This is a genomic window from Mesorhizobium sp. B2-3-7 (genome assembly GCF_006442695.1).
In the GTDB taxonomy this organism is placed as follows: Bacteria; Pseudomonadota; Alphaproteobacteria; order Rhizobiales; family Rhizobiaceae; genus Mesorhizobium.
The window spans coordinates 96923-115285 of record NZ_VFVV01000006.1; the positions used below are offsets into that span (position 1 = coordinate 96923).

The following is an 18363-nucleotide window of genomic DNA, read 5'->3' on the forward strand; positions in this document are numbered from 1 at the left end:
CGGCGAAGCGGCAGGAAAGGCAAAGGACGGAGACAATGACCATCAATCTGCAAAAGCCGGACATCACCGAGCTTAAGCCACGCATCACCGTGTTCGGCGTCGGCGGCGGCGGCGGCAACGCCGTCAACAACATGATCACCGCCGGTCTGCGCGGCGTCGAGTTCGTTGTCGCTAACACCGACGCGCAGGCGCTGACCATGTCGAAAGCCGACCGGCTGATCCAGCTCGGCGCGCATGTCACCGAGGGGCTGGGCGCCGGATCCCAGCCTGAAGTGGGCCGCGCGGCAGCGGAAGAATGCATCGACGAGATCATCGATCACCTGTCCAACACCCATATGTGCTTCGTCACCGCGGGCATGGGCGGCGGCACGGGCACGGGAGCGGCGCCGGTCGTGGCGCGCGCCGCCCGCGAGAAGGGCATCCTCACTGTCGGCGTCGTCACCAAGCCGTTCCATTTCGAAGGCCAGCGCCGCATGAAGACGGCGGATTTCGGCATCGAGGAGCTGCAGAAATGCGTCGACACACTGATCGTCATCCCTAACCAGAACCTGTTCCGGCTGGCCAATGACAAGACCACCTTCGCCGACGCGTTCGCCATGGCTGACCAGGTGCTCTATTCGGGTGTAGCCTGCATCACCGACCTGATGGTCAAGGAAGGCCTGATCAATCTCGACTTCGCCGACGTTCGTTCGGTGATGCGCGAGATGGGCAAGGCGATGATGGGCACCGGCGAGGCATCGGGCGAGGGCCGCGCGATGGCGGCCGCGGAAGCCGCGATCGCCAACCCGCTGCTCGACGAGACCTCGATGAAGGGCGCCAAGGGCCTGCTGATCTCGATCACCGGCGGCCGCGACCTGACCCTGTTCGAAGTCGACGAAGCGGCGACCCGCATCCGCGAGGAGGTCGACCAGGACGCCAACATCATCCTGGGCGCCACTTTCGACGAGGAGCTCGAAGGTGTCATCCGCGTCTCGGTTGTCGCCACCGGCATCGACAAGTCGGCGGCCGAAATCGCCGCCGCTCCGATCTCGATCCGCACCGCGCCGCAGAAGCCGGCCGCCCGCCCGGCCGTTGCCGCGGCGGAAAGCCGCCCCGCGCCGGTCCAGCAGGCTGCGTACGAGCCGCGCGCCGCCGATCCGGTCGCGGAAGCGATCCAACTGGCCGAAGCAAACGCCGCGGCGATGGCGCAAGCCCGTCCGGCGCCGGTTGCCCATGCGGATGATTTCCGTCCGCAGAGCAAGATCTTCCAGGCTCCGCCGGCGCAGCCGCAACCGATGGTGCAGCCCGTGGTCCAGCAGATCCAGCCGGCGCCTCAGCCGCGCGAGATCCTGCGCGAAGTCCAGCAGCCGGTCGCGATGGCTCCCCAGCGCATGCCGCGCGTCGAGGACTTTCCGCCTGTCGTGAAGGCCGAGGTCGACGCCAAGAGCCGCCCGGCCGACCATGAGAACAGCGGACCGATGGGGCTCTTGAAGCGTCTGACCAACGGCCTGACGCGCCGCGAGGAAGAGCCTGCACGCCTGCAGCCGGCGCAGCCGCGCGAGCCCAAGCTGCGTCAGGCCGCACCGGAAGTGCGCCGTCTGGCAAGCCAGGACGCGCAGCTCTACGCGCCTCGTCGCGGCCAGCTCGACGACCAAGGCCGCCTGACGCCGCAGGCCAGGGCGACTCAGGAGGACGACCAGCTGGAAATTCCGGCGTTCCTGCGTCGCCAAGCCAACTGAGCGGTTAACGGGCTGTAACAATTGTTAACAGGCAAGCAAGGAATTGCTTGCCTGTTAACGTTTAAAAGAATGCAAATTCAAGCACTTAAGAGGCTATCCATATGTCGGTTGCGGTTACAGAGAGTAAGAAACCGTGATTTGGACTATCCCTGATGGGACATTATCTTCGCTGCCTACCGTCGTCGGTTTGCCGGGATTTCGGGGGAAGTGACCTGGCCTGCCGATTTTTACAAGAGAGCCGCGCCCTCGGGCTGGAGAAGCGGACCTAGGCATTTCGGGCTTATGGGGATTGTCTTGCACGACTATCAGACGACAGTGAAGGCGCGCGCGTCGCTTACGGGCACCGGCGTTCACAGCGGCAAGGAAGTTTCCATCAGCTTTCTCCCGGCGGATGCCGACACCGGCATTGTTTTCCAGCTTTTTAGTGAGAACGGGCAAGGTCGCGAGTTCCGCGCCCTGTTTTCCGAGATCGGCGCAACCGACCTGTGCACCATGCTCGGTGATCCCTCTGGCGAGCACATCGCCACGGTCGAGCACATCATGGCGGCGCTGTTCGGGCTCGGCATCGACAATGTCATCATCGAGATCGACGGCCATGAGGTCCCTATCCTCGACGGCAGCGCCATGGCGTTCGTCGAGGCCATAGACCAGGCCGGCATCGAAACGCTGTCGGTCAAGCGGCGCTACATCCGGATCGTCAAGCCGGTCCGCATCGAGAACGGCGCCTCCTGGGCTGAGTTCAGGCCCTATGACGGCACTCGCTTCGAGGTCGAGATCGATTTCGAAAGCCCGGCGATCGGCCGGCAGCTGTTCGCGTCCGACATCAATGCGGACATTTTCCGCCGCGACATCGCGCGCGCCCGCACCTTCGGCTTCATGAAGGACGTCGAGCGGCTGTGGGCCGCCGGCTATGCGCTGGGATCCTCGCTTGAGAATTCGCTGGTCATCGGTGACGACAACCGCGTCATCAACATGGGCGGCTTGCGCTATCCCAACGAGTTCGTACGCCATAAGACGCTGGACGCCATGGGCGATCTGGCACTGGCCGGGGCCCGCTTCATCGGCTGCTTCCGCTCCTATCGTGGCGGCCATAGGCTGAATGCGGCCGCCTTGCGGCGCGTGCTGTCGGACCGTACCGCATTCGAGATCGTCGAAACGACCCGCCGCGAGCGCGGCCGTGCGGCCGAGATGAGCGCCGTCAACGCGCCTCTCTATGCGCCCTGGATGATCTGAGTCGCGCCACTTTCCGGATGCCATCGCAGCTCGCTGGTGTTGCATGAATGCATCATTTGCCGGCGAAATCGCAGGGATGCTCCGGCGCGGCCCGGCCGCCACAAAAATGTTCGATTGCCTAGACATAGCGTTGCCGGGCAAGGCGGTTATGGTTTATGGCTGCTGCCGTCGATAGTGCATGTCGCCTGGAAGTGGGGACCAGTTTTGGGGAAACGATATGCAACAGGCACTGAAATAACGCCGAAAGGGCGCAATCCAATCATGTTCTTCAAGCGAGTCGGTCAATTGAAAGCGCCGCAGCGGTCCGTTTTCCTGGCGCTTTCGGTGGTTGTTCCATCGCTCTTCCTGTCTGCTTGCATGTCGTCGGAAAAAGATATCGACCTGTCGACCTATGTCGACCAGACCGAGCCGGCCGACGTTCTCTACAACCAAGGGCTCGCCAATCTGAATGCCGGACGCCTCGACGAGGCGAGCAAGAAGTTCGACGCGGTCGACCGCCAGCATCCTTATTCGGAGTGGGCCCGCAAATCGATGGTGATGGGCGCGTTCGCCGACTATCGCAAGGGCAGCTACGACGAAGCGATCTCGTCGGCCAAGCGTTATCTGACGCTGTATCCGTCAACGGATGACGCGGCTTATGCGCAGTACATCATCGGCCTTAGCTACTACCGCCAGATCAAGGACGTGACGCAGGATCAGAAGGAAGCGCGCCAGACCGTGCAGACCATGCAGGATCTCGTGACGCGCTGGCCTAATTCAGAATATGTCGATGACGCCAAGGAAAAGATCCGCTTCGCCAACGACCAGCTCGCCGGCAAAGAGATGCAGATCGGCCGCTATTATCTCGAACGCCGCGAATACATCGCCGCGGTCAAGCGTTTCCGCAATGTGGTCGAGAATTATTCCAACACCCGCCACGTCGAGGAGGCGCTGGCGCGCCTGACCGAGAGCTATTATGCGATGGGCCTGACTTCGGAGGCGCAGACCGCCGCCGCCGTTCTCGGCACCAATTATCCCGACAGCCCATGGTACAAGGATTCCTACAAGCTCCTGCAGAGCAACGGGCTTGCGCCGCGCGAGAATGCCGGCTCGTGGATATCCAAGGCCGGGAAACTGATCACCGGCGCCTGATGCAGGCGTAACGATGCTTTCCAGGCTGTCGATCCGCGATATCGTCCTGATCGAGAAGCTGGATATCGACTTCCAGCCCGGTCTCTCGGTGCTGACGGGCGAGACCGGCGCCGGAAAATCCATCCTGCTCGACGCTCTGTCCTTGGCGCTTGGGGCTCGCGGTGACGCTTCCCTGGTGCGCCACGGCGCGGCACAGGGCCAGGTGATTGCCGTGTTCGACGTGCCGCCCAACCATCCGGTGCGCGCGCTGCTCGCCGAGAACGCCATCGAGGACGACGGCGACATCATCCTGCGCCGCTTGCAGACGGCAGACGGCCGCACCCGCGTCTTCGTCAACGACCAGCCGTCCAGTGTGACGCTGATGCGCGAAGTCGGCCGCGCGCTGGTCGAGATCCACGGCCAGCATGACGAACGCGCCCTTGTCGATCCCGGCGCGCATCGCGACGTGCTCGACGCCTTCGGCGGCCATCTCGGCGCCGTCCGGTCGACGGGCGAGGCCTGGCGGCACTGGCGTGCCTGCGAGCAGGAGCTTTCGCGCCATCGTGCCAAGGTGGCGGCGGCGGCGCGCGAAGCGGACTACCTGCGCGCAGCGGTCACGGAGCTGACCAAGCTCGATCCGCAGCCGGGTGAGGAGACGGAGCTTGCCGACTTGCGCGCCCACATGATGCGGGCCGAGAAGATCGCCTCCGAAATCCACGACGCGCAGGACGTGCTTTCGGGTCCATCCTCGCCCTTGCCGCAACTGGCCAGCCTGCTCAGGCGGTTGCAGCGCAAGGCCGGCGAGGCCCCCGGGCTGCTCGACGAAGTGGTCAAGTCGCTGGATGAGGCGATGCTGTCGCTCGACGCGGCGCAGTCGGGTGTCGAGGCGGCTTTGCGCGCCACCGAATATGATCCACAGCGGCTGGAAAAGGCGGAAGAGCGATTGTTTTCGCTGCGCGCGGCATCGCGCAAGCACAGCGTTGCCGTCGATGATTTGGCGCAATTGCGCGACACGATGGTTGCCGATCTTGCCGATCTCGATGCCGGCGAGGAGCGCCTTCATGGGCTGGAAAAGCAGGCGGCCGCAGCGCGCGAAGCCTATGACATCGCCGCCGCGCGGTTGTCCTCGCTTCGCCATGCCGCGGCGGTCGGCCTGACCAAGGCGGTGATGGCCGAACTGCCGGCGCTGAAGCTCGAACGCGCCGCCTTCATCGTCGAGATGAAGAGCGAGGCCGAGAGCCGCATGGAAGAGGGCATCGACCAGATCGAGTTCTGGGTGCGCACCAATCCCGGCACGCGACCCGGGCCGATGATGAAAGTTGCTTCCGGCGGCGAGCTTTCGCGCTTCCTGCTGGCGCTGAAGGTGGCGCTGGCCGACCGGGGCTCGGCGCCAACGCTGGTCTTCGATGAAATCGACACAGGGGTAGGCGGCGCCGTCGCGGATGCCATCGGCCAGCGGCTGGCAAGATTGTCCAGGCGCGTGCAGGTGCTCTCGGTCACCCATGCGCCGCAGGTGGCGGCCCGCGCGGCGACGCACTTCCTGATCTCCAAGTCCGGCAGCACCGACAAGGTCGCGACCGGCATCGCCGAAATGGACCGGGCGGCGCGCCAGGAAGAGATCGCGCGCATGCTGGCCGGCGCCACCATCACCGACGAAGCGCGCGCGGCCGCCGAGAGATTGCTGCGGGAGAATACGGCGGCTGCCTGAAAGCTCGTTTCCCGTGAAGGCGAGTCAGGATATGGCTGCATCCTGCTGTTCAGGAATGATTTTTTCGCAGGCCGGCTCCCTCCTGCCAAATCCTGATTTATAGTGGCGCCCAACCAAAGTGAGCCGCGCCTTGGTTATTGTTTTGCGCATGTCGTTGCCCCAAAATCGCACCGTATTTTGGGCGGCGTGCATTGGTCAGGGAAGCCGTGCGATGTCTGAAAGACCAGTCGATTCACTCAGTGAGAGCGAAGCCGAAGCGGAGCTGAAGCGCCTGGCGCAGGAGATCGCGGAGCACGACCGCCGCTACCATACCGAGGACGCGCCTGTTATCACCGACGCCGCCTATGATGCGCTGACCCGGCGCAACTTCGCCATCGAGCAGCGCTTTCCCGCCCTGGTGCGCGAGGATTCGCCATCGCGCAGGGTCGGTGCCGCGCCGGCGGAAGGCTTTGCCAAGGTGCGCCATGCCGTGCCCATGCTCAGCCTCGCCAAGGCCTATACCGACGAGGACGTCGCCGATTTCATCGAACGCGGCCGGCGCTTCTTCGACCGCGACAAGGATCTCGACATCGCCTTCACGGCCGAACCGAAGATCGACGGCCTGTCGGCCTCGCTGCGTTACGAGAACGGCGTGTTCGTGCAGGGCGCAACGCGCGGGGATGGCGCTGTCGGCGAAGACATCACCGCCAATCTGAGGACCATCGCCGATATTCCCGGCAGGCTGAAAGGCTCGGGCTGGCCCGAAATCATCGAGATACGCGGCGAGGTCTACATGACCTATGCCGAATTCGAGGCGCTGAAGCAGCGCTCAGCGGCCGCCGGCGGCCAGGACTATGTCAATCCGCGCAATACGGCGGCTGGGTCGCTGCGCCAGAAGGATCCATCGGTCACCGCCAGCCGGAACCTCAAATTCTTTGCCTATGCCTGGGGCTACACGACAGCCGACCCCGCTCCGACACAATACGATTCGGTGCAGAAATTCGCGGAATGGGGCTTCAAAGTCAGCCCGCTGATGGTGCGGGCGAGGTCGGTCGGCGAGCTGATCGCGCATTATCACCGCATCGAGGAACAGCGTTCTTCCTTGGGCTACGACATCGACGGCGTCGTCTACAAGGTCGACCAACTGGAGTTGCAGCGCCGGTGGGGCTTCGTCACCGGCGAACCGCGCTGGGCCATCGCGCACAAATTTCCGGCCGAACAGGCGATGACGACCGTGCAGAAGATCGATATCCAGGTCGGGCGCACCGGCACGCTGGCGCCGGTGGCGAGGCTTGCGCCCGTGACAGTCGGGGGCGTCGTGGTCGAGAACGTCACGCTGCACAACGAAGACTATATCAAGGGTTTCGACAGCAACGGCCAGCCGATCCGCGACGGCATCGACGTGCGCATCGGCGACACCGTGGTGATCCAGCGGGCAGGGGACGTCATCCCGCAGATCGTCAGTGTCGTCGTCGACAAGCGTCCGCCGGATGCCGTGCCTTACGAATTCCCACATACTTGCCCGATCTGCGGCTCGCCGGCGACGCGCGAAATCAACGAGAAGACCGGCAAGGAGGATTCCCGCAGGCGTTGCACGGGCGAACTGATCTGCCCCGCGCAAGCCGTGGAAGGGCTGCGCCACTTCGTGTCGCGCGGGGCCATGGATATCGAGGGACTAGGCGCGGAAAACATCGACCTGTTCTTCAATGCGGGCCTGGTCAAGACGGCCGCCGACATCTTCACGCTCAGGGATCGGCGTCCCGCCGTCACCAAGGCGCTGGCCGAGCGGCGCGAGGAGCAGGCGAGGCAGCGCGAGGCGGCGTCGGGCAAGACGCGCAAGAACGTGCGCAGCGTCGAGGACCGCAACTATGAAGGGTTGGACAAGCTCTTTGCGGCGATCGATTCGCGCCGCGAACCCGAGCTCGACCGCTTCATCTTTGCGCTTGGGATCCGCCATATCGGCGAAACGACGGCGGCCGTGCTTGCCCGGACGTTTTCGACAATCGAGGAACTGATCCGCGTCGGCAAGGAGACCGCGGCGGCTGACGATCCGCATAGTGTCTTCCCGTCGATCAACGGCATCGGCGATACGGTGATCAACGCGCTGGCCGATTTCTTCGGCAATGAGCGCAATGACGACGTGCTTGAGGCGTTGCTTAAACAGGTCAGGCCGAAGCCGTATGTCGTCACCGTCTCGGCCGACAGCGTGGTCGCGGGCAAGACCGTCGTGTTCACGGGCTCGCTGGAAAAGATGACGCGTTCCGAAGCCAAGGCGATGGCCGAACGGCTGGGCGCCAAGGTGGCGGGCTCGGTTTCGGCCAAGACCGATCTGGTAGTGGCGGGGCCCGGCGCCGGCTCGAAACTCAAGCTTGCCAGTGAACTCGGCATCGAGGTCATAGACGAGGACGCGTGGCTGCAGCGGATCGGCAAGGCATGATGTCAGGCGAATTCAAGGGGTTCGGCCAAAAGGCTATTCCGTTCCTGAAGGCACTTGATTTCCACCAGAGTCGCGAGTGGTTCGTAGAGAATCGCGACCTGTTCGAACAGGAATTGCGCGATCCGCTGGGCGATCTGGTGGAGACGCTCACACGCCGTTTCGGCGAGGCCGGGCTCGGCCTCAAGGGCGACCGCAAGAAATCACTGTTCCGGATCAACCGGGACGTGCGCTTCGCCAAGGACAAGCGGCCTTACAACCGGCATCTGTCGGCGATCCTGTCGCCCGACGGCACCAAGATGGAGCAGGGCGTGTTCTATGTCCACGTTGGGCTGGAACGCTGCTTCGCCGACATTGCCTGGTGGCAGCCCGCCCCGGAACTGTTGCTCGCCATGCGCAAGGCCATCGCGGCAAGGCCGGACAGGTTCCGCGCCCTGGTGGGCGCCTTGAAGAAGAACGGTCTGGAATTCGAGACGGAGGGCCGCATGAAGCGCACGCCGCGGGGCTTCGAGCATGTCGGCGATTCCGATCTGGCCGAGGCCATCCGCAACCGTCATTTCTACGTCCAGCATGTCATCGATCCGGCGGGGATCCACACGGCGGCGCTGGTCGACGAGCTGGTCGATTTCACCATGCGCGCCAAGCCGCTGCTCGATTGGGGGAGGGCGATCGAGGGCAAGGTGGGGCAGGGCTAGGATTGGTCCTGGCAATCATTTCCGCTGATTGTTGGGCTCAACCGAATTCGTGTGACAAGGCGGGCCACGCTACCTAGATCAGGCCATTCTCCTGGGAGTTATCCATGGTGTCGGATGCAATTTCCGAGAACGGCGCAAAGAGCGATTTCTGGCAAGGCGTGCGGCTTTCCATGCCGGTCGTTGTGGCGTCGGCGCCGTTCGGGGTGCTGTTCGGGGCGCTGGCCGTCGACAATGGCTTCTCGGTGTTCGAAGCCTTCCTGATGAGTGCGATGATTTTCGGCGGCGCCAGCCAGATGGTCGGCATCGAGCTGTTCGGCCAGCATGTCGCGCCGTGGCTGATCGTGCTGTCAATCTTCGCCGTCAATTTTCGCCACGTGCTCTATTCGGCCGGTATCGGCCGGCGCATAGCGCACTGGCCTGTGGTCAGCCAAGCGCTCGGCTTCTTCATCCTCACCGATCCGCAATTCGCCGTCGCCGAGGCGAGGGCGCAATCCGGCGAGACGGTCGGCTTCGCCTGGTATCTCGGGCTCGGCCTGCCGGTCTATGTATTCTGGGTGATCGAAAGCGCGCTCGGCGCGGTGTTCGGCAAGCTCATCCCCGACACGCATGCGCTGGGCATCGATTTCCTGCTGCCGATCTATTTCCTTGGCCTGGTGATGGGCTTCCGCAAGCGGCCGTTGTGGCTGCCGGTGGTCGTCGCCAGTGCTTGCGCCTCGATCGTCGCCTACAAGACGGTAGGTTCGCCCTGGCACGTCTCGATCGGCGCCATCGCCGGCATGCTGCTGGCCGTCATCCTGCCGCCCCACCACTCAGGCGTGAAGGCACGGCCATGAGCACGACGTTCTGGATCATCATCGCCGGCGCGATCGCCACTTATCTTACGCGCATCGGCGGACATCTGGTCATCTCGCGCTTCGACAATATCCATCCGCGCGTCGAGGCCGGCCTCAACGCGGTGCCGGCGGCGGTGCTGACGACATTGGTGGCGCCGGAACTGTTGAATGCCGGACCGGCGGAATGGGCGGCGTTGGTTGTCACCGCTGTGGTTTCGCTGCGCGGCGGGCTGATGGCGATGTTTTTGGCTGGTGCGGCGATGCTGATCCTGGCGCGGCAGTTCGTGGGGTAGAGTTCCGGGCGCGATCGTTCGAACGCTGGCGCCGCCTTAGACGTACTCAAATCTTAGCGCCATGCGGTAACGGCGCCGTTGCCTTTTCCAGCCAGGCCAGCGTCTCGCCGTCGAGCATCGGCCCGATCTCGGCCAGCACGCGGGCGTGGTAGGTGTCGAGCCAATGCAGCTCGTCGCGGGTCAACAAATCCGAGAGCACTAGCCTGACGTCGATCGGCGCCAGGGTCAGCGTCTCGAAACCGTGCATGGCGATGTCGCCGCCGTCGATCTGCTCGGCCGGCGTCACCAGGATGAGGTTCTCGATGCGGATGCCGTAAGAACCTTCCTTGTAATAGCCCGGCTCGTTGGACAGCATCATGCCTTCGAGCAGCTTTTCGGTGCCCGTGCGGGCGATGCGTTGCGGGCCTTCGTGCACCGCCAGATAAGAGCCGACGCCATGGCCGGTGCCGTGGGCGAAGTCGCAGCCGTGCTTCCACAGCGCCATGCGGGCGACGGCGTCGATTTCCGAGCCGCGCGTGCCGGCGGGGAAACGCAGCGTGGAAATGCCGATCATGCCTTTCAGCACGAGCGTGAAGCGTTCGCGCATTTCCTCGGTCGGCTGGCCGATCGGCACGGTGCGGGTGATGTCGGTGGTGCCGTCCTGATATTGGGCGCCGGAATCGAGCAGGAACAGCTCGCCGGCCTGGAGCTTGCGGCTGGTGGCGCGTGAGACGCGGTAGTGCATGATGGCGCCATTCGGGCCGGCGCCCGAAATGGTGTCGAAGGAGACGTCGCGCAGCGGCATTTGCGTTTCCTCGCCGGTCTGCCGGCGCGTCTCTTCCAGCCGGGTGACGACCGCGATCTCGTCGAGCGAGCCGGGCTTCTGGCGGTCGAGCCAGCACAAAAGCTTCGCCACCGCCGCGCCATCGCGCCGATGCGCGGCGCGCGAGCCGTTGATCTCGGCCTGGTTCTTGGTGGCGCGCGGGATGCGGGCCGGGTCGGGAGCGGCAATCACCTCGCCGCCATTGTCCTCGACCAGCATGCGCAGCCTGTCGGCGGCCAAAACGGGGTCTAGCGCGATTTTCGCGCCGCTCTTGGCCAGCGCCACGACCGCTGCCTCGAATTCACCGGGCTCATGGGGCTCGGCAAGCTGGGTGAGATACGCCGCAACCTGGCGCGAGAATTTTCGGCTGTCCATGAATAGCCGGTGCCGTCCGTCGGCAGCGAGGACAGCAAAGCCGAGCGCCAGCGGCGTGTGCGGTACGTCGCCGCCACGGATGTTGAAGGCCCAGGCGATCGAGGAGGGATCCGTCAGCACCGCATGGGTGGCGCCCTCCTGGCCGATCGCCGCCGCCAGCCGCGCCAGCTTGTCCTTGGCGAGCTCGCCGGCAAAACCGATGGGATGGAGTTCGACAGGAGCGACCGGTGCATCCGGCTGATCCTTCCAGATTATGTCGATCGGGTTCGCCTCGAGCGGCACCAGCACGGCGCCGGTCTTTTCGGCCGAGGCCCGCAGCGCCTTGACCTCGCCAATCGTGTGCAGCCAGGGGTCGAAGCCGAGCCGCGCGCCCTTGCCGAGGTTATCCTTGAGCCAATTTGCAGGCGGATTGTCGACCAGGCTCTCGATCGAGAAGATACCGAGATCAACCTCGCCGCGCACCTGCAGCGTGTAGCGTCCGTCGACGAAGATGAAGGCGCGGTCGCGCAGGATGATGGCAACGCCGGCGGAGCCGCTGAAGCCGGTCAGCCATTTTAGCCGCGCCGAGCGGTCGGCGACATATTCGCCCTGATGCTCGTCGGCGCGGGGAACGACAAATCCATCCAGGCCGTTTTCCGCCAGCCATTGGCGCAGCAGCGCCACGCGCGGTCTGCCGACGGCCGGATTGCCAGCGGAATCAAAGGTCTGGAACATGGTGGCGTCTCCCTCGGATAGTGCCCGACCGTAGCGCATGGAGCTGGAAACCGGAATCGATTTCAGCAGGGCCAGACGGGGCTGCGTCACCGTTTGAGATGGATCGTCACCCAGCCTTCGCGGTGCAGCGTTCTGACATGGCGAAAGCTCTGGCCGACATAGGCGGAGATCACCGCATCGCGCTGCCGGTCGAGGATGCCTGACAGCACCAGCGAGCCGCCGAGGCTGATGTGTCGCGCCATTTCCGGAGCAAGCCGCATCAGCGGCCGCGCCAATATGTTGGCGATGATCAGGTCGAAAGGCGCACGCCTGGCAAAGATCGGATGGTGGAATCCGGGCGCGGTCACTGTTTCCACCAGCGCCTTGACGTGGTTGAGCCGCGCATTGGCGGCGGCAACGCTTACCGCCACCGGATCGATGTCGGTCGCCAGCACGGGAATATGGAAGAGCTTGGCCACAGCGATGGCCAGCACCGCGCTGCCGGTGCCGAGATCGAGCGCGTTGCGCGGCCGCTCGCGCCGCGTCACCTTTTCCAGCATTTCCAGGCATCCGGCGGTGGTGCCGTGGTGGCCGGTGCCGAAGGCCAGCCCCGCTTCGATCTCGATGGCAAGCTCGCCACTGTGGCGTTTGCGGCGATCATGCGCGCCATGCACGAAGAAACGGCCGGCACGCACCGGTTTCAGCCCTTCCAGCGAGCGCGCCACCCAGTCGATATCGGGCAAGGTCTCGCGCTCGACCGGCCTGGACAGGGCTAGCCCTGCCAGAATGTCCTTCACCCGCGCCTCGACCGCATCCACATCGCCGTCGGCATAGAGAGAGACTTCATGAATGTCCGCGTCCTCATCGACCTCCAGCACGGCTATCGGCAAGCCTTCGTCCTCAAAGGCGGCATCGAGGGCGGCGAAAATTCTGGTGGATTCGATCTTGCCGGCGGTGAAATGGAGCCGCGTCTGGGTCATGGATTTCGCATCAGCCCTTGGCCGCGAGGCGTTTGAGCTTTTCCACCGCGGTGTCGGCGCTTTCGCCATAGGCGATCGTGCCGGCGAAATCGCCCTTGCCGTTGAGCAGCAGCACCGAGGCGGTATGGTCCATCGTGTAGTCGCCGTCGCCGGTGTCGACCTTCTTCCAGTAGATGCCGAAGGACTTCGCCATGGCGTGGACCTTGTCCGGGTCGCCCGATATGCCGGTGATGCGGTCAGAGAAATTGCTGACATAGGCGTTCATGACCGCGGGGGTGTCGCGCTCCGGATCGACCGAGACGAAATAGGCATGCAGGTTCTTGCCGTCGTCGCCAAGCGTCTTCAGCCAGCCGGACAGTTCGAACAGCGTGGTCGGGCAGACCTCTGGGCAATGGGTGAAGCCGAAGAAGACGACGCTGGGGTGGCCCCGGAAGGCGGCCTCGGTGATCGGCGCGCCTTTCTGGTCGACCAGTGTAAAGGCGGCACCGTAGGGTTCGCCGCCATAGAGGGGCAAATACGACTTGACCGTCATCGCGCCTATCCCCACCACCATCAGCACGAGGATGCCAATGAGGATGAAGCGCATTAATGGTGAAGCGTCTTTATACATTTTGGCCTGCTAGTTACGAAATTGGGGGCTCTGTAACGTCGGGCTCAAACCCAGGATGTTTCAGATTCACCAAGCATGATCATAGTGCCTTGGTCAAACCCGCGCAAAGTGCCGCGTTGCCGCAACCGTATATCCTGTCAACGTACCTGCTTGCAAAGCCGGACTGCTCGCCCCACCTGTGACCGGCAACTCGAAGCGCAGGAGGCTGTCTTGCAACGACTGATTGGGCGAAATCTGATCGGCGGCGCTCTGGCCGCGTGCCTTGTCCTTGGCGCCGGTGCCGCAGTCGCCGATGAAGTCGGCAAGGTCGGCGTCGACTGGCTCGGCAACGACATCATCGTCGAAGCGATCAAGGACCCAAAGGTGGACGGCGTCACCTGCCACGTGTCCTATTTCGACCGCGGCATCATCGACCGTCTGCACAAGGGCAACTGGTTCGAGGATCCTTCCGATTCCTCGATTTCGTGCCGCCAGACCGGTCCGATTACCATCGGCGACATCGACATGAGCGAAGGCGGCGAGGAGGTGTTCAAGCAAGGCATCAGCCTGATCTGGAAGAAGCAGGTGGTGAACCGCATCTACGACAAGGCCAACGAGACGCTGATCTACCTCTCGCATTCGCGCCAGGTGCAGAACGGCTCGGCCAAAATGTCGGTCACCACCGTGCCGCTCTATGGCCAGAACGTGGTGTGGACCAAGGGCAAACCGAAATAGATGGATCCGGTTCTTTCGTGCAATTGACGTGGCCGACAATTGCTCCCGACTTGCGGGAGCTATTGCCCTGACGTAAAGCCGCCCGCATGGACCGTTCCGAAAATCTCGTGCTGAAAGATCCTGAGCCGCGTATCCATCCGACGGCGGAGTTGAAAGCCTGCAAGCTCGGTCGCTACGCCTCGATCGGCGAGCGGGTGGTGCTGCGCGAAGTGAGCGTCGGCGATTTTTCCTATTTCGAGCGGCACGCCGAGGCGATCTACACGAACATCGGCAAATTCTGCTCGATTGCCGCCAACAGCCGCATCAATGCGCTGGATCATCCGATCGAGCGACTGACCCAGCACAAGGTCAGCTACCGGCCCAACGAATATTTCCGCTGGCTGGGCGTCGATGCCGTCTTCCGCGAACGGCGCCAGGCGAAGGCGGTGAGCATCGGCCATGACGTGTGGATCGGCCACGGGGCCGTGATCATGCCCGGCCTCACCATCGGCAATGGCGCCGTCGTCGGCGCCAATGCCGTCGTCACGCATGACGTGCCGCCCTATACGATCGTCGCCGGGGTGCCGGCCAAGCCGCTTCGGCCGCGCTTCGCAGCCGATATCGCGGCACGGATCGAGGCTCTCGCCTGGTGGGACTGGCCGGTCGAAAAGCTCGCCAGCGCCGTTCCCGACATGCAGGCCATGACCATCGAGACCTTCCTGGACCGCTGGGAAAATCACGCCGCGTGAGTGACGCCGGCGCGGCTGAAGAGCACGCGCATTTGCGCCAAAGGCGCGCTTCAGGGAACCACTATGCGAGCGCTCCGGACTGAACCCCTTCCGTCATGCGGGGGTGGCGCAACGGAAGGGGCTGGAGGTAAACCGCTGTGAAGCGGAAGGAACAGGCCTGTTTTGCCTGCACCGTTACTGTGACACCAAACCGATAAAGTGTGTTGTCCTTCCGATTCCCTTGATGCGTGCATTCGATTGCGGCGGTTGTATTTCTTTCCGATGGGAACCCGATATGGCCGCCGGTTGTTCCTTCCGGCGTACCGCACGGCGCGGCGCTGTTTGAGGGACCCCATGATCGAGAAGCTCTTCACCAAAATCGCCAACCGGGTAGCCCACCTTGCGGGGCTGTCGCCGACATTCGCACTCTGCTGCCTGATCGTCATCATCTGGGCAGTAAGCGGCCCACTCTTCGCCTTCTCGGACACTTGGCAACTGGTGATCAACACCGGGACGACGATCATCACCTTCCTGATGGTGTTTCTCATCCAAAACACCCAGAATCGAGACGGCGCGGCAATCCAGGCCAAACTGGACGAGTTGATCCGGGTCAGCGAAGCCAAGAACACCTTTATCGGTATCGAGCATCTGACCGAAGCCGAGGTCCAGGAGATCCGTGCCAAATGCGAGCGGGCAGCGAAGCGGCATGACGAGAAAATCGCGGCCGTAGCTGCCAAGAAAGCCGTGGCGTCAAAGAGCAAACCGAAAAAGCAGGTGGCTCGAAGCACCGGCTGAAACCGGTTAACCCCCAAGGGTTCCGTCGTTGCTCGAATGCGACCCGATCCGAACACCGGCTCTCATTTTTCGGACATGCTCATTGCTTCATGAATGCCGCGAAGGCATCCTTGTGGTCGGGGTGCCAGCGCGACAGAGCAGGGCGGTTTTCGATGATGTCGCCGATCGCCCAGGCCATGCGTTTCTCATCCAGCGGACGCGTCACCTCGTTGTCAGGGCACAGGATGTAGAAGTCGCGCTTTGTCAGGGATTCCAGCATGAAATCAATGACCTGTTCGCCGGTCCAGGCGCCGGCCGGCTTCTCGGTCGCACCCTCGGTCAGGCCGGTATAGGTGAAGCCCGGGATCAGCAGATGCGACGACAGATGGGCACCCGGTTCGTTGCGCAGGGCATGCGCCAGTCCCTCGGTAAAGGTCTTCACGCCGGCCTTGGAGACGTTGTAGGCAAGGTTTCCAGGCGGCGTGGTGATGCCTTGCTTGGAGCCGGTGTTGACGATCAGGCCCGGCTGGCGGGCCGCCAGCATGCGGGGCACGAAGGCTTCGACGCCATGCACGACACCCCAGAAATTGATGTCCAGCAGCTGCTTCCAAGCGTCGCGGTTCTCCCACGGCTTACCCGGGTTGTTGCCGACACCAGCATTGTTCATCAGCAGCGACACATTGCCGAAGGCGCCAAAGGCTCTTTCGGCGAGACGATCCACGTCTTGTGCCTTCGAAACATCGGCGGCGACGGCCAGCACGGCATCGTCGCCGGCGATCGCGGACACAATACGGGCCGCATCCTCAAGACGCGGGCCGGCGACATCGGCAAGCACGATCTTCATGCCCATGAGAGCCAGCCGCTTCGCGGCGGCAAGACCAATGCCGCTGGCAGCGCCGGTAATGACTGCGGCATTGCCCGAACCAAGCGCGGGCAAAGCGGTCTGGAGTTCTGCGTCGGTCAGCATGGGCGGCGGATTCCTTCTTGCGATGGCGCCGAACTTAGCGCCGGAGCGGGCTGGCGCAAGCCTCCACGCGCCTGGCTGCGCTTCAGCAGCCGGCATGGGCCGGGTTGACCGGTCCAGCCGAGACTGCGCATGGTGCCTCGCAAAAAGGAGATTTCCCGATTGACGGACTGGATCGAAATCCTGAAGCAGCAGACCACCATCGGCGATCAGATGAACCGCGAAGTGCCGCAGATGCTGGCAAACCCCGAGATCAACGAAGCACAGGTGAAGACGCTGTTTTCCGCCTTGGAAAAACAGGCAGATTTCGTCGAGAAGCTGCGCATGGCGCTGGAAAAGTTCGGCCATGACTTTGCGGTCATCAAGGCGGCGGAACGGCTGGAAGAGCGCTACGCCGATCTTGCCGCGTCGGTGGCCGAGAAGCTGAAAGCGATGCGCGAATAGATCCCTATTTTTCGATCACGCGTGCGAAACGCCGGTCCGGCACAAGCCAGACCAGGGCAACCAGTACATAGATCGCGACGCCGATCCACTGGCTGATGAAGGTCAGCGGGATGGCGCAGAGATAGGCGACAAGCGAGATCTTGCCCTTGCGGTCGTTGCCGATCGCCCTGGCAAAGGCCGTATCGTTGCCGTGCAATCGGTGAAGCGTCACGACGAGAATGAAGTAGGCGATGGCGCACAGCGCAAGATCGGCGCCGTAGACGGCGACCGGCACCGGCGCGAAATGGTTTTCGCCCATGAAGGCCGTCGTCACCGGCATCAGCGACAGCCAGAACAGGAGATTGAGGTTCGCCCACAACACGCGGCCGTCGACCCGCTGCACGGTGTGGAACATATTGTGCAAATTGTTCCAGTAAAGGCCGACGTTGATGAAGGACAGCACGTAGCTGAAAAAGATCGGCCATAGCGGCAGCAAGGCCGAGAGATCCTCGCCGTGCGGCACCTTCAGTTCAAGCACCATGATGGTGATGATGATGGCCACGACGCCGTCGGTGAATGCCTCGACCCTGCCTTTGCCCATGATTTGCGCCCTATGTCCGGTGTCGATCGTTGAAGATGGTAAATCGTTAGCTGATGTTGTCAGGCCGATAAACGCCATCCGGGAAATTTCTCAACTATATCAGGGGAAACTCTCCCGCCAGGCCGGCTCGCGGCAATGGTTTGCTGTGGCAAATTGTTGACTTTTCTTGCCACAATCCTCCATCGAAGACAGGCTCGGCTGAACCACATACGGCCGAGCGATCGAATGGAGTGACGGACGAGATTTCGATTTCTGCTCTGCCTCGCGACCATTCTGGCCGCCATCCTCGGCACGTCGGCCGCCGCGTTCGCCTACAGCGCCCACACCACCACCAACCTCAACGTGCGCTCCGGGCTCGGGTCGGGATATGCCAAGGTGGGGACGCTGCCAGCCGGCTACAGGGTGAACGTCACCGGCTGCCAACCGGGTTGGTGCAGAATCCATGGCGGCGGCTTCAGCGGCTGGGCCAGTTCCGGCTATCTCTCGCGGGCCCATGTCGTTCGCCCGCCGGTGATCATCGTGCGCCCGCCGCATGGTCCGCCGCACTGGCAGCATCGCCCGCACCGTCCTCCGCACCATCGCCCACCGCACAAACCGCGTCCCGGGAAGTGCAAGATCGCACCAGGTTTCTCCTGCAAATAACGGATTGCAGCGGGGTCACACGACAGGATGTCGTGACGGATCGGAACCATCGGCTCCGACACGAGCCTGTTCAGC

18 protein-coding genes are annotated in these 18363 nt (G+C 63.4%); 13 read left to right on the forward strand and 5 right to left on the reverse strand.

Going from position 1 to position 18363, the window contains the following annotated elements:
• Positions 1-35: 35 nt before the first annotated feature.
• The 8 genes from ftsZ to FJ940_RS13540 all read left to right on the forward strand — a co-directional run bounded on the left by ftsZ (position 36) and on the right by FJ940_RS13540 (position 10003).
• Positions 36-1718: a cell division protein FtsZ gene (gene ftsZ / locus FJ940_RS13505; protein ID WP_140580006.1), complete on the forward strand. Its 1683-nt coding sequence runs from the start codon at positions 36-38 to the stop codon at positions 1716-1718.
• A gap of 282 nt (positions 1719-2000) precedes the next feature.
• Positions 2001-2951, forward strand: a complete 951-nt coding sequence (gene lpxC, locus FJ940_RS13510) for a UDP-3-O-acyl-N-acetylglucosamine deacetylase (protein ID WP_140521209.1) — start codon at positions 2001-2003, stop codon at positions 2949-2951.
• Between the two features lie 261 nt (positions 2952-3212).
• A complete protein-coding gene (locus FJ940_RS13515) occupies positions 3213-4082 on the forward strand; it encodes an outer membrane protein assembly factor BamD (protein WP_140495233.1) in 870 nt (289 codons plus the stop codon).
• 13 nt (positions 4083-4095) lie between these two features.
• Complete coding sequence (gene recN / locus FJ940_RS13520; protein WP_140580004.1) at positions 4096-5769, forward strand: DNA repair protein RecN; 1674 nt, start codon at positions 4096-4098, stop codon at positions 5767-5769.
• Between the two features lie 211 nt (positions 5770-5980).
• Complete coding sequence (gene ligA / locus FJ940_RS13525; RefSeq protein WP_140521206.1) at positions 5981-8185, forward strand: NAD-dependent DNA ligase LigA; 2205 nt, start codon at positions 5981-5983, stop codon at positions 8183-8185.
• A complete protein-coding gene (locus FJ940_RS13530) occupies positions 8185-8877 on the forward strand; it encodes a TIGR02453 family protein (protein WP_140657014.1) in 693 nt (230 codons plus the stop codon). Before ligA ends, FJ940_RS13530 begins: the two co-directional genes overlap by 1 nt.
• 104 nt (positions 8878-8981) lie before the next feature.
• Complete coding sequence (locus FJ940_RS13535) at positions 8982-9710, forward strand: AzlC family ABC transporter permease (RefSeq protein WP_140495239.1); 729 nt, start codon at positions 8982-8984, stop codon at positions 9708-9710.
• Positions 9707-10003, forward strand: a complete 297-nt coding sequence (locus tag FJ940_RS13540) for an AzlD family protein (RefSeq protein WP_140495242.1) — start codon at positions 9707-9709, stop codon at positions 10001-10003. Before FJ940_RS13535 ends, FJ940_RS13540 begins: the two co-directional genes overlap by 4 nt.
• Positions 10004-10049: 46 nt before the next feature.
• Here the strand turns inward: FJ940_RS13540 and FJ940_RS13545 are convergent, their stop codons facing one another.
• The 3 genes from FJ940_RS13545 to FJ940_RS13555 all read right to left on the reverse strand — a co-directional run bounded on the left by FJ940_RS13545 (position 10050) and on the right by FJ940_RS13555 (position 13463).
• On the reverse strand, positions 10050-11894 hold the full coding sequence (locus FJ940_RS13545) for an aminopeptidase P family protein (RefSeq protein WP_140656807.1): 1845 nt from the start codon (positions 11892-11894) through the stop codon (positions 10050-10052).
• Positions 11895-11980: 86 nt separating this feature from the next.
• Positions 11981-12853, reverse strand: a complete 873-nt coding sequence (locus FJ940_RS13550) for a 50S ribosomal protein L11 methyltransferase (protein WP_140557545.1) — start codon at positions 12851-12853, stop codon at positions 11981-11983.
• 10 nt (positions 12854-12863) lie between these two features.
• Positions 12864-13463 carry an SCO family protein gene (locus FJ940_RS13555; RefSeq protein ID WP_140656808.1) on the reverse strand — a complete coding sequence of 200 codons (600 nt, stop codon included), beginning with the start codon at positions 13461-13463 and terminating at the stop codon, positions 12864-12866.
• A gap of 210 nt (positions 13464-13673) precedes the next feature.
• Between FJ940_RS13555 and FJ940_RS13560 the strand changes: the two genes are divergently transcribed.
• The 3 genes from FJ940_RS13560 (at position 13674) to FJ940_RS13570 (ending at position 15679) form a co-directional block, all read left to right on the forward strand.
• Positions 13674-14177 carry a CreA family protein gene (locus FJ940_RS13560; protein WP_140630936.1) on the forward strand — a complete coding sequence of 168 codons (504 nt, stop codon included), beginning with the start codon at positions 13674-13676 and terminating at the stop codon, positions 14175-14177.
• An 86-nt stretch (positions 14178-14263) separates the two neighbouring features.
• Complete coding sequence (locus FJ940_RS13565) at positions 14264-14905, forward strand: DapH/DapD/GlmU-related protein (RefSeq protein ID WP_140567351.1); 642 nt, start codon at positions 14264-14266, stop codon at positions 14903-14905.
• A gap of 333 nt (positions 14906-15238) precedes the next feature.
• The gene (locus FJ940_RS13570; protein ID WP_181165307.1) at positions 15239-15679 is read left to right on the forward strand and encodes a low affinity iron permease family protein; all 441 of its coding nucleotides are present in this window, start codon (positions 15239-15241) and stop codon (positions 15677-15679) included.
• A 79-nt stretch (positions 15680-15758) separates the two neighbouring features.
• Here the strand turns inward: FJ940_RS13570 and FJ940_RS13575 are convergent, their stop codons facing one another.
• Complete coding sequence (locus tag FJ940_RS13575) at positions 15759-16625, reverse strand: SDR family NAD(P)-dependent oxidoreductase (RefSeq protein ID WP_140656810.1); 867 nt, start codon at positions 16623-16625, stop codon at positions 15759-15761.
• Positions 16626-16784: 159 nt separating this feature from the next.
• On the opposite strand from FJ940_RS13575, the gene FJ940_RS13580 reads away from it, so the two are divergent.
• On the forward strand, positions 16785-17066 hold the full coding sequence (locus FJ940_RS13580; RefSeq protein WP_140557550.1) for a hypothetical protein: 282 nt from the start codon (positions 16785-16787) through the stop codon (positions 17064-17066).
• 4 nt (positions 17067-17070) lie between these two features.
• Here the strand turns inward: FJ940_RS13580 and FJ940_RS13585 are convergent, their stop codons facing one another.
• Positions 17071-17646: a TMEM175 family protein gene (locus tag FJ940_RS13585; protein ID WP_140495258.1), complete on the reverse strand. Its 576-nt coding sequence runs from the start codon at positions 17644-17646 to the stop codon at positions 17071-17073.
• A 342-nt stretch (positions 17647-17988) separates the two neighbouring features.
• Here FJ940_RS13585 and FJ940_RS13590 point away from each other — a divergent pair, with 342 nt between their 5' ends.
• Positions 17989-18288, forward strand: a complete 300-nt coding sequence (locus tag FJ940_RS13590) for an SH3 domain-containing protein (protein WP_281405880.1) — start codon at positions 17989-17991, stop codon at positions 18286-18288.
• Positions 18289-18363: the final 75 nt, after the last annotated feature.

Coding starts and splice junctions, on each gene's coding strand:
- ftsZ (WP_140580006.1), top strand. CDS start 36: ATGACCATCAATCTGCAAAAGCCGGACATCACCGAGCTTAAGCCACGC.
- lpxC (WP_140521209.1), top strand. CDS start 2,001: ATGGGGATTGTCTTGCACGACTATCAGACGACAGTGAAGGCGCGCGCG.
- FJ940_RS13515 (WP_140495233.1), top strand. CDS start 3,213: ATGTTCTTCAAGCGAGTCGGTCAATTGAAAGCGCCGCAGCGGTCCGTT.
- recN (WP_140580004.1), top strand. CDS start 4,096: ATGCTTTCCAGGCTGTCGATCCGCGATATCGTCCTGATCGAGAAGCTG.
- ligA (WP_140521206.1), top strand. CDS start 5,981: ATGTCTGAAAGACCAGTCGATTCACTCAGTGAGAGCGAAGCCGAAGCG.
- FJ940_RS13530 (WP_140657014.1), top strand. CDS start 8,185: ATGTCAGGCGAATTCAAGGGGTTCGGCCAAAAGGCTATTCCGTTCCTG.
- FJ940_RS13535 (WP_140495239.1), top strand. CDS start 8,982: ATGGTGTCGGATGCAATTTCCGAGAACGGCGCAAAGAGCGATTTCTGG.
- FJ940_RS13540 (WP_140495242.1), top strand. CDS start 9,707: ATGAGCACGACGTTCTGGATCATCATCGCCGGCGCGATCGCCACTTAT.
- FJ940_RS13545 (WP_140656807.1), bottom strand. CDS start 11,894: ATGTTCCAGACCTTTGATTCCGCTGGCAATCCGGCCGTCGGCAGACCG.
- FJ940_RS13550 (WP_140557545.1), bottom strand. CDS start 12,853: ATGACCCAGACGCGGCTCCATTTCACCGCCGGCAAGATCGAATCCACC.
- FJ940_RS13555 (WP_140656808.1), bottom strand. CDS start 13,463: ATGTATAAAGACGCTTCACCATTAATGCGCTTCATCCTCATTGGCATC.
- FJ940_RS13565 (WP_140567351.1), top strand. CDS start 14,264: ATGGACCGTTCCGAAAATCTCGTGCTGAAAGATCCTGAGCCGCGTATC.
- FJ940_RS13570 (WP_181165307.1), top strand. CDS start 15,239: ATGATCGAGAAGCTCTTCACCAAAATCGCCAACCGGGTAGCCCACCTT.
- FJ940_RS13575 (WP_140656810.1), bottom strand. CDS start 16,625: ATGCTGACCGACGCAGAACTCCAGACCGCTTTGCCCGCGCTTGGTTCG.
- FJ940_RS13585 (WP_140495258.1), bottom strand. CDS start 17,646: ATGGGCAAAGGCAGGGTCGAGGCATTCACCGACGGCGTCGTGGCCATC.